General features: G+C 53.2%; 15 protein-coding genes. 8 read left to right on the top strand and 7 right to left on the bottom strand.

All coding sequences use genetic code 11. The features are described 5' to 3' along the window. The first annotated feature begins 2 nt into the window (after positions 1-2). From BN7444_RS00355 to BN7444_RS00320, 8 genes are read left to right on the top strand one after another with little or no spacing between them, the layout of a single operon-like run. Positions 3-1,130 carry a glycosyltransferase gene (locus BN7444_RS00355; protein ID WP_068454209.1) on the top strand — a complete coding sequence of 376 codons (1,128 nt, stop codon included), beginning with the start codon at positions 3-5 and terminating at the stop codon, positions 1,128-1,130. Further along, a complete protein-coding gene (locus tag BN7444_RS00350; RefSeq protein ID WP_167627186.1) occupies positions 1,120-1,602 on the top strand; it encodes a DUF4330 domain-containing protein in 483 nt (160 codons plus the stop codon). Before BN7444_RS00355 ends, BN7444_RS00350 begins: the two co-directional genes overlap by 11 nt. A 3-nt stretch (positions 1,603-1,605) precedes the next feature. After that, complete coding sequence (locus tag BN7444_RS00345) at positions 1,606-2,166, top strand: hypothetical protein (RefSeq protein ID WP_068454203.1); 561 nt, start codon at positions 1,606-1,608, stop codon at positions 2,164-2,166. Continuing rightward, positions 2,151-3,521, top strand: a complete 1,371-nt coding sequence (locus BN7444_RS00340) for an O-antigen ligase family protein (protein ID WP_068454200.1) — start codon at positions 2,151-2,153, stop codon at positions 3,519-3,521. Before BN7444_RS00345 ends, BN7444_RS00340 begins: the two co-directional genes overlap by 16 nt. Beyond that, the gene (gene csaB / locus BN7444_RS00335; RefSeq protein ID WP_068454197.1) at positions 3,499-4,599 is read left to right on the top strand and encodes a polysaccharide pyruvyl transferase CsaB; all 1,101 of its coding nucleotides are present in this window, start codon (positions 3,499-3,501) and stop codon (positions 4,597-4,599) included. The genes BN7444_RS00340 and csaB overlap by 23 nt, the downstream gene beginning before the upstream one ends. After that, positions 4,574-5,389 carry a WecB/TagA/CpsF family glycosyltransferase gene (locus BN7444_RS00330; protein ID WP_068454195.1) on the top strand — a complete coding sequence of 272 codons (816 nt, stop codon included), beginning with the start codon at positions 4,574-4,576 and terminating at the stop codon, positions 5,387-5,389. The genes csaB and BN7444_RS00330 overlap by 26 nt, the downstream gene beginning before the upstream one ends. Then, positions 5,379-7,370, top strand: a complete 1,992-nt coding sequence (gene tkt / locus BN7444_RS00325; RefSeq protein WP_068454192.1) for a transketolase — start codon at positions 5,379-5,381, stop codon at positions 7,368-7,370. Before BN7444_RS00330 ends, tkt begins: the two co-directional genes overlap by 11 nt. Then, positions 7,370-7,732 carry an FMN-binding protein gene (locus BN7444_RS00320; protein WP_068454189.1) on the top strand — a complete coding sequence of 121 codons (363 nt, stop codon included), beginning with the start codon at positions 7,370-7,372 and terminating at the stop codon, positions 7,730-7,732. The genes tkt and BN7444_RS00320 overlap by 1 nt, the downstream gene beginning before the upstream one ends. Before the next feature lie 47 nt (positions 7,733-7,779). On the opposite strand, the gene BN7444_RS00315 is transcribed toward BN7444_RS00320, so the two are convergent. Genes BN7444_RS00315 through BN7444_RS00285 form a run of 7 tightly spaced genes read right to left on the bottom strand, consistent with a single transcriptional unit; the run spans position 7,780 to position 12,660 of the window. Then, a complete protein-coding gene (locus tag BN7444_RS00315) occupies positions 7,780-8,169 on the bottom strand; it encodes a C-GCAxxG-C-C family protein (RefSeq protein ID WP_068454187.1) in 390 nt (129 codons plus the stop codon). Further along, positions 8,159-9,103 carry a 4Fe-4S binding protein gene (locus BN7444_RS00310; protein ID WP_068454185.1) on the bottom strand — a complete coding sequence of 315 codons (945 nt, stop codon included), beginning with the start codon at positions 9,101-9,103 and terminating at the stop codon, positions 8,159-8,161. The genes BN7444_RS00315 and BN7444_RS00310 overlap by 11 nt, the downstream gene beginning before the upstream one ends. 11 nt (positions 9,104-9,114) lie before the next feature. Continuing rightward, positions 9,115-9,762 carry a TIGR04283 family arsenosugar biosynthesis glycosyltransferase gene (locus BN7444_RS00305; protein ID WP_068454182.1) on the bottom strand — a complete coding sequence of 216 codons (648 nt, stop codon included), beginning with the start codon at positions 9,760-9,762 and terminating at the stop codon, positions 9,115-9,117. Then, positions 9,755-10,435: a TVP38/TMEM64 family protein gene (locus tag BN7444_RS00300; RefSeq protein WP_082941187.1), complete on the bottom strand. Its 681-nt coding sequence runs from the start codon at positions 10,433-10,435 to the stop codon at positions 9,755-9,757. The genes BN7444_RS00305 and BN7444_RS00300 overlap by 8 nt, the downstream gene beginning before the upstream one ends. Continuing rightward, positions 10,404-11,096 (bottom strand): TVP38/TMEM64 family protein, encoded by a 693-nt coding sequence (locus BN7444_RS00295; protein WP_068454177.1) that lies wholly within the window; start codon positions 11,094-11,096, stop codon positions 10,404-10,406. The genes BN7444_RS00300 and BN7444_RS00295 overlap by 32 nt, the downstream gene beginning before the upstream one ends. Then, a complete protein-coding gene (locus BN7444_RS00290; protein ID WP_068454175.1) occupies positions 11,093-11,824 on the bottom strand; it encodes a TIGR04282 family arsenosugar biosynthesis glycosyltransferase in 732 nt (243 codons plus the stop codon). Before BN7444_RS00290 ends, BN7444_RS00295 begins: the two co-directional genes overlap by 4 nt. A gap of 53 nt (positions 11,825-11,877) precedes the next feature. Beyond that, on the bottom strand, positions 11,878-12,660 hold the full coding sequence (locus BN7444_RS00285) for a rhodanese-like domain-containing protein (protein WP_068454173.1): 783 nt from the start codon (positions 12,658-12,660) through the stop codon (positions 11,878-11,880). Positions 12,661-12,717: the final 57 nt, after the last annotated feature.

The raw sequence follows: 12,717 nt of genomic DNA, 5'->3' as shown, positions 1-12,717 counted from the left end.
CGATGAAAGTTCTTCATCTTATCAGCGGGGGCGACACGGGGGGAGCCAAGACCCATATTTACACCTTGTTGAAAGGCCTCGAAGCCTATCACGATGTAAGTATGGTTTGTTTCTGCCCGGGACCCTTCTTAGACGGCGCCTTAGCCTTGGGCATCGACGCCCGTCTGGTGGAACAGAAAAACCGCTTCGACATGGGAACTTTGAAAAAAGTAGTTCACATGATCGAAGTGGAAGGTTTCGATCTGGTGCATTGCCACGGCGCGCGGGCCAATTTTAACGCCCTGTATTTAAGAAAGCGCGTGGACGTGCCCATGGTCACCACTTTGCACAGCGACTATCTGCTGGATTTTAAAGACAATTTCATTAAGGATAAAGTGTTTACGGCACTGAACCAATACGCCCTGAAGCGATTCAATAATTACATCGCCATTACGGAGCGGTTCAAGGCCATGCTAGTGGAGCGGGGCTTTTCGGAAGACGATATCTTTGTCACCTACAATGGGATCGATATGAAAAAGCCCGAACCCGCCGTGGACAAAGAGGCCTTCCTGGCGCGCTACGGTCTGGAAAAATATTCGGACCGCATGCTCTTTGTCATCGCCGCCCGCTTGGATCTGGTGAAAGATCACATGAGCCTCTTGAAGGCCCTGGCATTAAACAAAGATGCTCTGTCCCGGGCCCACGTTTTAATCGCCGGCCGGGGACCGGAGCGCGAAAAGCTCATGGCCTATGTGGAGGAAGAGGGCATGGAGGACCTGGTGAGCTTTTTAGGTCAGGTCTCCGATCCCTTCAGCCTCTACGAAGCGGGGGATGTGAATATGCTCACGTCCATTTCCGAATCTTTCCCCTACGCCCTTTTAGAAGGGGCCAAGGCAAAGCTCCCCTTTATCGCCACGGACGTCGGCGGCATTCGGGAGATGGCCGGGCCTTACGGCATGGTCTTTCAAGCGAAAGACGCCGAGGGCTTAGGCGAGAAAATGGTCTATGCCCTCAATCATCCGGAAGAGATGAAGGAGCGGGGCGAAGGCCTTTACGATTACGTCAACGAGCACTTCAGCCAAGAAGCCATGGCCGAGAGCCATGTGGAAATATACGAAAAAATACTTCAAAGGAGCCAAAATGATCGATAAAGAAGGAAAACTCTTCGGCAAGATCAATATCATCGACTTGCTGTTCTTGATTATTCTCGTCGTCGCCGTCGTAGGTGGCGCATCCCGTTTTAAGGAATCCCCTATAACCGCGGAGAGCACGTCGAAAGGAAAAATGACGCTTCTAGTAGACAACGTGCGCATGGCCTCGGCAGAGAGTATCACCGAGGGCCAAGAACTCTACAGTAACGACAAGGGAACCTATTTAGGTAAAATCGTGGCCAAGACCGTGAAGCCCTATGAAGATGTGGTGGAATACAAAGGCCAATGGGTGAATGCGCCGGTGCCGGATAGGTATTCCATCTACCTGGATGTGGATGTGGACATTAAGGATTCGGACACGTCCTATGTGGTGGGCAGCGAAGAAATTCGCATCGGCACCGAATACCGCGTCAAGACGAAAACCTCTAATTTTACGAGTGTTTGTATAGGCATCAAAAAAGACGGGGAGTAATTTATGATTCAATCCAGTGTACTGATTCAAATTTTACTTTCCATCATAAGGGCATTGGAGAATTGGTATAAACAGAGTTTGCTTCACGGTTTTTTCGCTGCCGTAGGCGGCGCCGTGAGCAGGCAGTGGAAGGCATCGGCATTACGCAGAGCCCTCGACGGGGCGGAGGGCGTCTTCGCCCAAAGCGTGTTCTTTCGCATCCTCCGTTTTTTCTATCGGCTGATCAACACGATTTGCCATTGGGTGCGTATTAGAATCACAGGCGCCGTGGAAGGCTCCGTGGGTTTCGACATTGCGGACAGCTACGCTTCCTTGGATTCCGCCCTGAAAGTAACGGGCATGGCCTCCATGGGCTTCGGCCTGAGCATTATTATTCTGGGCCTGTTTCATCGCAGCATATACGGCATTTTAGGCGTCGTCTTTCTTTTCGGTGGCCTTCTCGCCAACTTTCTGGGGACGGGAACGGAAGAGAAGCTTAACAGCTCCCTTGTGGTGTGCGCGGTGAAAAGCCTGTGGCGTCTCTTTCTACACGATAAGGAGGCCGAGTCATGGAAACGCGCGTAAAGATCAATCCCCTTCTTTTGTTCGCCCTGGGCTTTTTCATCGGCGGCGTGGGACTGAGCGCGAAGATCCCTCTTGCCATCTTGCTTTTTCTGGGACTCATCGGGCTTATGGTCTTTTTCGAAAATCCCATGATCAGCCTCATCGCCACCACTTTCGGCTATATTTTCCTGCCGGATGTCCTGGTGCTCGTGCTCCTGTACGGCACCTTCGGATTGTTTCTCATTAGAAAATTGATCAAAAAAGACGATCCCCTTATCGTGGCCGGCCACGAGATCGTGCCCTATATCTATTTTCTCCTGATGATGATTCAAACGGCTACGTCGATCATTCCCATGGGCTCGATACGGGATTTAGCCATCCACACCGGCGGCTTTATGTATTTAATCTTTATGATTAACGAGGTCAAGACCGAAGAGCAGCTCCACGGCGTGATCGTCGCCGTCAGCGTCGCCGCCACCATTGTCGCCGTCTACGGCATTTACCAATACTTCGGAGCGGTGGACGTGAAGGAGGGGTGGGTGGATTCTTATTCCAACAGCCCCATTCGCGCCAGGGCCTATTCGCTTTTCGGCAATCCCAATATTTTCGCCGAGTATTTGGTCATGGCCATCCCTCTCACCGTGGGCATCTTTTGGTCCACGAAGCGGGACGGTGTGCGCCTCTTGTTTTTGGCCATGTTCCTTTTTCAAATGGCGGCCCTCGTTATGACCATGTCCCGCGGCGGCTGGCTGGGCATCGCCGTAGCGGCCTTCGTCTTTATCTGTCTCGTCAGAAAAGAGCTCCTGCTCTTGGCCATTCCCCTTATGGGAGCTTCCGTGTTTGTCGTGCCCACGAGCATCGTCAATCGCTTTATGACGATTTTCAACTTCGCCGACTCGTCCACCTCCTATCGATTTAAGATTTGGGAGATTACGGAAACCATCATCCGCAACAACTTTCTCGTGGGACTGGGTCTCGGGTATCGGCCCTTTAAGATTGTTTACGAACAGTATATGCGCGGCATGGGTGTGTTCCACGCCCACAACGCATTTTTGCAAATCTTTGCGGAAATGGGCCTGATCGGCTTCGTGCTCTTTGTGATTTTTATGGTCAGCATCTTCGTCAATCTGGCGCGCTATCCTCTGAAGAGCAAAAACCGCTATATCAAAATTATGGGCGCGGCGGTGGCATCGTCGGTTGCCGGCATGCTTTTTCACGGCATATTCGAAAATATCTTCTACATGACCAAGATCACCACTACCTTCTGGCTGCTTTTGGCCGTGACCTTTGCCCTCGTACGAATTTGTAAAAAAGATCTCGCAAGCCCCCTTGCGGAGAAAAGGATGGATTGTTATGGGAAAGAAAGTTTTATTTAGCGGCTATTACGGCTTCGACAATAGCGGCGACGATGCGATCTTACACGCCATCGTCAACGATATTCGCGCCTGTGATCCCACCGTACAATTAAATGTCCTCTCCTACGATCCGCCGAGAACCCGCAGGCTCTACGGCGTGAACGCCACCCAGCGCTTCCACTATAAATCCGTGAAGAAGGCGCTGTCGAACACGGATCTGTTGATTAGCGGCGGGGGCTCCCTTTTACAAGACGAAACCTCGTCGAGAAGCCTGTACTACTACTTGGGCGTCATGGCTCTGGCCAAGCGTATGGGCAAAAAAATCTACGTCTATGCCAACGGCGTCGGCCCCATTCACAAGGCACTGAACCGCAGGTTGACGGCGCGGATTTTAAACAAGGCGGATTACATTACCTTGCGGGATGAGGACAGCGCGCAGGTGCTGAAAGACATCGGCGTCAGCGGACCGCCCATGGAGGTGACCGCCGATCCCGTTTACGGCATCGACGGCATCAGTCCCGAGGCGGCGAAGGCCCTTCTTCGGGAAGAAGGGATCGACAGCGATAAGCACTTCCTGGGTATCGCCGTGCGCCAGTGGAAGAAGGCGCCGGCTCTGGCGTCGAAAATCGCCTACGTCGCTGACCGAGTCTATGAAGAATTGGGCATCGATATTTTATTTACGCCTCTCCACTATCCCGAGGACAAACATTTCGCCGAGAGCATTAAGGCGAAGATGGTACACAGGGACCATTGCCACGTCCTAAGCGGTAATTACGCCGTGGAGGAAATGGAAGGCATCATCGGCCTCTGCGACCTCATTATCGGCATGCGTCTTCACGCGTTGATTTACGCCGTCACGTCGAAGACGCCGGCGGTGGGCATCGTCTACGATCCCAAGGTCAAGGCCCAGTTGGATTCCTTGGCCATCCCATCGGATATTTGCGCCGAGGGCATGGACGAGAAAAAGCTTTTAAACGCCGTGGTGGCCATGTACCGCAAAAAGGACGAGGAGCGCCTGCGTTTGCGGACCCGGCACGGGGAGCTTTTGGAAAAAAGTAGGAGGAATGTGCAACATGTCTTCGAACTTTTGCAATCCTAAGGACAAGATCAAAATCTTTAACACCGCCGTGGACGACGTCAGCGAAGAGGAGAGCCGGAAGATTCTTTCCGACTTCATAGACGAGGGCGGCTTCCACTGGGTCTTTACTCCCAATACGGAAATCGTCATGGCATTAAAAGGCGATAGGGAGAAAGCACGCATCATGAACGGGGCGGATCTCGTGGTGCCCGACGGCATCGGCCTGGTCATCGGCTCGAAAATGGGAGGCCATCCCCTGGAGGAGCGGGTCACCGGCTACGATTTGTCCCTGTACCTTTTGGAACTGGCGAAAGAAAAAGGCGAGAAGATTTTCTTTTTAGGCGGCGAGCCCGGCATCGCCCGGGAAGCGAAGCGGCGGGTGGAAGAGACATACGGCCCCATTGTGGCCGGGGAGCATCACGGCTACTTTAAAGGCGCCCACCGCGGCTTCGAAAATTCCGAAGAAGAGGCGGCGGTGATCAGGGCCGTTAACGAAAGCGGCGCATCCATTCTCTTCGTGGGTCTGGGCTTTCCCAAGCAGGAAGACTTTATTTTAAACAACAGAGACAAACTGGAGCATATCACTTTGGCCATCGGCAACGGCGGCGTACTGGATGTGCTGGCGGGAAAGGCCAAGCGGGCGCCGGACATTTTCATTCGTCTGCACCTGGAATGGTTTTACCGCTTGCTCAAAAATCCGTCCCGCATCGGGAGGCAGGTGGCCATTCCGAAATTTTTGTGGGCCATTGCACGAAATAAAAAGGCGGTCACCGTCGTGAAAGAAAACAGAGGAGGATCTCATGAATCATAACGAACAGTTCGCGGTCAACACCTTGCGGGCTCTGTCCATCGATCAGATCGATTCGGCCAATTCCGGTCACCCGGGGCTTCCCCTGGGCGCGGCGCCCATGGCCTGGGCATTGTGGGCCAATACATTAAACTTCGATCCCGAGGATCATCTGTGGCCCAACCGCGATCGATTTATTTTAAGCGCCGGTCACGGCAGCGCTCTCTTGTATTCCCTGTTCCATCTCTTTGGCATGGGACTCACGGCGGAGGATTTAAAAGATTTCCGTCAATTGGATTCCAAGACGCCGGGCCATCCGGAATACGGCCACACCCCCGGCGTGGAAACCACCACGGGCCCCTTAGGCGCCGGGATTTCCACGGCCGTGGGCTTCGCCATGGTGGAAACACGCCTGGCGGCCAAGTACAACGAGCCGGGCTATGATTTCGTCGACCACTATACTTACGTCCTTTGCGGCGATGGCGACCTAATGGAAGGCATCAGCAACGAAGCCTCATCCATCGCCGGCACTTTGGAGCTGGGCAAACTCATCGTCCTTTACGACTCCAACAACATTACCATCGAAGGCAATACGGAGCTGTCCTTTAAAGAAGACATCGCCGCACGCTACCGCGCCCTGGGCTGGCAAGTCCTCATCGTGGAAGACGGTACGGATATCGAAGCTATTACCCGTGCGGTGGAAGCGGGGAAACAGGAAAAGGTCAAGCCCACCCTCATCGAAATTAAAACCGCCATCGGCTACGGCTCGCCCTTGGAAGGCTCCGCCGGCGTTCACGGCTCGCCCCTGGGCGAAGAAAAGAATAAAGCAACCAGGGAAAAATTAGGCTACGACGTGGCGCCCTTTGAAGTGGCCGGTGAAGTCAAGGCATTGGTTGCCGAAAAGATGGAAGAAAAGCGCAAGGTCTACGAAGCTTGGAAGGCCATGGAAGCAGAGTATAAGGAAGCCTTCCCGCAAAAGTATGAAGACTTCCTCGCCACCTACGACACGAAGAAGCAGGACCTTTCCTTTATGGACGAGGACGCCTATTGGGCGCCGGTGGAAAAAGACATGGCTACTCGGGCCAGCTCCCACGAAATGCTGCAGCGCGTCGCCGCCGGTATGGGCAATCTCTTCGGCGGAAGCGCCGACCTGGGCCCCTCCAACAAGAGCGATATGAAGGGCGAAGGCCAATACAGCGTGGACAATCGTCCCGGAGGCAATATTAATTTCGGCGTTAGAGAACACGCCATGGGCGCCATCGTCAACGGCATCTACCTCCACGGCGGCTTCCGCTCCTACGGCGCCACCTTCCTGGTCTTCAGCGACTACATGAAACCGCAGCTACGTCTGGCGGCCCTTATGGGCATACCCACGTCCTACATCTTCACCCACGACAGCATCGGCGTCGGCGAAGACGGGCCCACCCACCAGCCCATCGAGCATCTGCCCATGTTGCGCTCCATTCCGAATATGATCACCTTCCGCCCGGCGGATTCCACGGAAGTGGCCGCCGCCTGGTACGTGGCCATGCACAGCGAAGATAAACCCGTGAGCATGATCTTTACGCGGCAAACCTTGCCGGAGCTTGAGGGCTCCTCCAAGGATGCCTTAAAGGGCGGCTATATCATAAAGAAAGAATCAGGAAATTTGGATCTGATCTTTATCGCCACGGGCAGCGAGGTACATCTGGCCCTTGAAAGCGCCGAAGCTTTAGAAAAAGACGGCTACGGCGTGCGTGTTGTCAGTATGCCCTCGCAGGAACTCTTCGAAGAACAATCGGCGGAATACAAAGAAGAAGTACTTCCCGCCGATGTCCGCAACAGAATTTCTGTGGAAGCCGCATCCACCATGGGCTGGCACAAGTACGTGGGTCTGGACGGCTTGGCCCTGGGCATGGAATCCTTCGGCGCATCGGGCAATGCCAACCACGTCTTTAAGCGCTTCGGCTTAACGACGGAGGGCGTCTACGAACATGCCGCGGCCTATTTAAAGAGTCGCAAGTAATGAAATCTGTGAGGAAGAATCTCCTCGTCCTTTGCCTGCTCGTCGCCCTCTTCCTCAGCGGCTGTGGGAAGGACCGACCGTACAAAGACGGCACCTACGAAGGCAGGGGAGAGGGGTACAATCAATCCGAGCCCATTGTGGTGAGCGTCACCGTTCAAGACGGGCGGATCGCCGAGATCGTCGTGAAGAGCCACGGCGAATCGCCGCAGCAAGTGCCTCAGGTAGAGAGCGCGCTGGAAAAAATTCCCGGCGCAATGACGAAGAAAAATTCCACGGCGGTAGACGGCATTGCCGGCGCCACGGAAACTTCCGAGGGTCTGAAGGCGGCGGTGGAAGACGCCATGGAAAAATCACAGGATTAGCACGAAAAAAGGACCTCTTTCGCGAGGTCCTTTTCTAATGGGAAAAATTATTCTTCTTCCAAGAGCTTTTTCAAAATAGAGATGGAAGATTCGATGCAGCGAGGGCAGTGGCTTTGGACACTTCCGTCGGCATAAGCCGCTTCCAATTCGCCGGGACGAGAAAAGTCGTGGCCCAAAATATCTTTGCAGACGATGTGGCCGTTTGCTTCGGCAAAGGCCTCGTCGAAGGCCTTGACCTTTTGAAAAAGGTCGGCGCCGTCGTAGGCCAGGCCCAGGACCATGGTGGCGGCGGTGACACAGCCGCAGGTCTCGCCGGCGTAGCGACCGCCGCCGAAGGGGGCGGCCAAGGCTTCCGCCTTTTCCTTGTCTAAGCCGAATCTTTCGCTGAAACTTCCCAGCACCACTTGGGCGCAATTTTTTTCTTCGTTACTTTGCATGGGGATATCCTTTAAAAGAAATGACATTTTTCATGTAAGAGGTGGAGGGCGCTTCGTAAATGCCTAAAAAGGCGGAGAGGAAGTTAACGGCGTGATCCAATCCGTATTCGTTGAATCGAATGGAGCAGCTGGCGCAGTAGGTCCAAATGCTCTTTTCCTTCTCGTAGATTTCCTTGAAGCGATCTTTAATCGTCCCGTCCACGTCGGCATTGTGCTTTCCGCCGCCGCCCAGACCGCAGCAGTGAATGGATTCGTAGGGCATGCGGTAGCTCTTTAAATAGGGCTCGATGGCGCGGAAGAAATCCAAATTTTCACGATCGCCGCAGGGTATGTAGACGGGAATGTCTTCTTCGGGCAAGGTGTGTAAAAGCCCTTCTTCCTCTAAATAATCGTAGACGGAAATGACCTCCATGTCCCCGCGATTTTTCATGGTGCGGTAACAATTGGGGCAGCAGCAAACTAGGCGTTCGATGCCCCGATCTTTCACCGAATCGAAAATCTTGTCGGCGGAGAGGGGGATGCCCTTTTGCTCGATGGGCTTCTTGCAGCAATCCACGGAAAAATCCACGCCCCGCTCGGCGCAGAGGGCGATTAAGGCCTTGCAGGTTTCCGGATATTGGCCCGGATAATTGCAGCCCAGGAAGAGGAGGGTCTTCGTGTTTTTTTTCTGCAAATTGCGAAGCAGATAGGGATCTTTTTGAAAGCGCACCTTTCGCGCAGGCAAGGGATCGTCGATCCGCATTTCCATGGCGATCTCGCGGCCGGAAATAGTCTTCGGGCAGACTCGCTTGCAGTTATCGCAAAGGTAGCACTCGCTGCGCAGATCCGGACGATGGGAAAAGCCCTCCAGATCCATGGCGTAGTGCTCCAGAAAGGGACAGATGCGGGTGCAGCGGCCGCAGTGGATGCAGTTGTCCCTGGCGTAAGAAATCATAATGGCTCCTTTCAGTAGCGCTTGGCGAGTTCCGCCGGGTCCACACCGCGGCGAAAAGCTCGTTGTAGGCGCTGCATATGCAGAATCGTCTTCCAAATGCCGTTTTCTTCGAAGCGGCAGGCGTCGGTGGTGAGCTTTAAAGGCAGCAGCTCGGGCACGTAGCCGGCGCTTTTCAGGCGAATGGACAGATCGTAATCTTCCATCAGGGGAATGGGTTGAAAGCCGCCGATTTTTTCGTAAAGTTCCCGGTTTAAAAACATGCCCTGATCGCCGAAGACGATGCGACGAAAGCGAATGCGGTTGTTGGAATTAAAGGCCACTACCTTCATCATAGGCGACTTCGACGAAAAGCGAAGCTTGAAGGCGCCCCAGGGGGCTTTGCAGGCTTCCACGGCATCCAGGGCTTCTTTCGGAAAAAAGGTGTCGGCGTGTAGAAACCAGAGCACGTCCCCCGTGGCTTTTGCGGCACCGGCCGCAAGTTGCGCGCCGCGGCCCTTCGCTTCTCGAATCTTCGGATAGCGAATGGCATCATAGGTGCCGTCGGTGCTGCCGCCGTCGGAAAACAAAATTTCCGCCCGGCCGTCGAAAGCGTCCAGGGCCTCTTGAAAGGCGTGGATGTGCTCTATTTCGTTATAAGTGGGAATGACGATACTAATCACGGTTCTGCCTTTTATTGTAGATTTTCAAGAGGATGAGAGAGACCACGGTCAAAAGGACGAGAAAGAGAATGGCCAGCTTAAATTCCGGGGACGAGGGATCGTGGATCTGCTCGCCAAGATAAATAAAGGCGAAGATCCCCGGGGTAATGCCGATTAAGCTTAGAATAAAATAGGGAAGGAAGCGAATGCGCAAAACTCCCGCCATGTAGTTGATCAGATTGTAAGAGATCAAAGGGATTAGGCGAAAGATAAAAAACACGCCCTGACTCGTGCCCGTGGGACTCAGGAAGACTTTTTTGATCTTGTCGTTGCTCTTTTCTTCCACTAAATGCAAAATCTTGTCCCGAGCCACGGAGGCGGCGAGAAAATACATGATGGTAATATTCACGGCACAGCCCGCCAGGGTATAGACGACGCCCAGGGCCGAGCCGAAAATGTATCCGCTTGGCACCACCAAAAGGGGGACGGGGAAGAAAAAGATGGGCAGCACCGCCCACAGGCCGATGTAGATCACCGGCGCCCAAAATCCCGCCGTCTCCAACATGGAGCGGATGCGCGTTTCCGTAAAGTAGTCCTTGGTTTCTCGAAAAATAAGGATGAATAGGGCTGCCGCCAAGATGATCTTGACGTAGCCCCACCATTTAGTCGTTTGATTTGGATTTTTGTTTGTCATTGTATAATTTTTTGCCAACAAAGATCGCGATGGATACGGCGAACAAAATCAAGAGGCCGGTCATTAACTTTTGTGCGCCGCCGGTTAAGGTGCCGCCTACATAGGAGTAGACGATGGTGGCGGGAAGTTGGCCGATGCCCGTGGCGATGAAGAAGGCCCAAAAGCTCATGCCCGTAAGGCCGGCAGCGTAACTGACCAAGTCGAAGGACATAAAGGGCAAGAGACGGGCGATTAAGATGGCGTACTTTCCGTAATCGTGGAAAAAATTATCCACGGTTTCCAACATGCCCTTGCCCGTGAACTTTTCAGCCACGTCGCGGCCCAGGACCCTGGAAATATAAAAGCAGAGAGCGGCTCCCGCCATGGCCGACGACCAGGAGAGGATGGCGCCGTTGACCCAGCCGAAAATGGCGGAGTTGGCGAGGGTAATAAAGAATGCCGGGATCGGCGAAATCAGCGATTGCAAAATCATCAGCGCAAAGGACACGATGACGGCATAGACGCCGAAGCTGCGGATGTAAGCGGCAATGCCTTCGATGCCTTCCGTGGTTAAAATGCGAACGGCTCGGTTAATGCCTTGATTGACCGAGGGGACAAACAGATATACGAGGACGCAGGCCGCGATAACGGCCAGCATCACGATTTTTTTATTGACTTTCATTTGACCTCCTTCGTTTGTATGGAATGGTAAAAGGGGAGCATAATTTGCGGCTCGCAGAAGAGAGAATGTTCGGGAACACGGTTTCTATCCTTTAAAATCCAAAGGCGGCTACCCGTTTCGGAGAGGTAGACCGTGCCGTAAGCATCCTCTCCTTTTGATACGACGGGGCTGTTCAAGGCCTCGCGCACCAAATCCTCGAAGTAGTCGATGTCGCGAATCGTGGGAAGAAGAGCCACCGTGGCGCCGGCGGTCTCCGCCTTTTTTACGGTCTTTTCCAATACGTCGGGTCGGCTATAGGTGATGGAGGAAAACAGGTCTACAAATCGCCTCATGCCCACGATGCCGTAGCCGCCGTCTTCCGCCGGAGCGAGAACCACGTCCCGTTCTTTTAAAAGGCGAAAGCCTTCCTCGATTAAATCGCAGTCCACGCCTAAAAGATCGCAGCCCAAGAGAATCACCGGGCCATTTTGGATTTCGGAGCGGATGGACGATGCCATCCTCTCGCCGAGATCGGCTTCCTTTTGAGGGATGCAGGGTAGGGACAGGGAAGGTTCCTTGCCGTCGTAATAGACCACGACGCGGTGGCCGGTAGCCGTCAGCGTCTCTAAAAGATCGTCGTAGAGCTTTCGAGTAATATGAAAAATCTGTTCCTCGCTGAGGGTGGTCCTGAGGCGAGTCTTCCCGTGACCGACCTCCGGCGTGCGAGCAAAAAATAAAATGGTTTCCATAAACAACTACATAAGAAAAAAGGCCCTGTCTTTCGACAAGGCACTTTTTTGATTTACTTCAATCCGAAGCCGTCAAATTCTTTCGTACCGTCGTTGGAGTTAATTGCTTTGTGGCCTTTTTCAGCTAATTTGTTAGCAATTTCCCAGGAACGGTTGCCGGAATAGCAGTGAACCAAGAAGGGCTTGTCGGTGGGGAGTTCGGGATATTTTGCATCGAATTCGTCGACAAGAACGTTGATGGCGCCGTCTAAGTGACCTGCTTCGAAGTCTTTAGCGTCGCGTGCGTCGATAATGGTGTAGTCGCCGCTCTTAGCGAGTTCCAAAAATTCGGGACCGCGAACGTTGGCAGCCTTGGTCATGGTGGTGTATTCGAAGTCTTTTACACCTTGAGCGTTTTTAACATTGGTGAAGCCGTTTTTAACGAGAATGTCGGCAGCTTCGCCGCTCTTCTTGCCGGTGTTGCAAATGGTGATAACTTCGGCATCTTTCAAGTCTTCGATCTTGCTGAGATTTTCTTCGAAGGTATCGATAGGCATGTTGATGGCATATTTAACGTGGCCTGCGTCGTAATCTTCAGCGGGACGAACGTCGATAACCGTAACTTTTTCCTTCGCGTCCTTATCTTCCATGATCTTGTCTAATTCTTCGCCGGAAATTTCACCGACTTCGGCTACATCAGCCGCTTTGTCTTCGGCTTGGTTGTTTTCGGCAGCAGCCGTGTTGTTAGCGGCGGCATTGTTTGCAGCAGCGTTGTTGCCGCTGTTATCGCCGGAACCGCAAGCGGTCAGTCCGAATGCCAGAACGGCAGCCAGAGCCAATACATTCAATTTTTTCATCGTTTTCTTCCTCCTCTAGATATGCAATAACTATGTATATATCTTACCAAATAAAAA

The sequence above is a fragment of the Peptoniphilus pacaensis genome, from assembly GCF_900088125.1.
Classification (GTDB): Bacteria; Bacillota; Clostridia; order Tissierellales; family Peptoniphilaceae; genus Aedoeadaptatus; species Aedoeadaptatus pacaensis.
The sequence above is the reverse complement of the archived record's forward strand: the minus strand, read 5'-3'. Positions and strand labels throughout refer to the sequence as shown.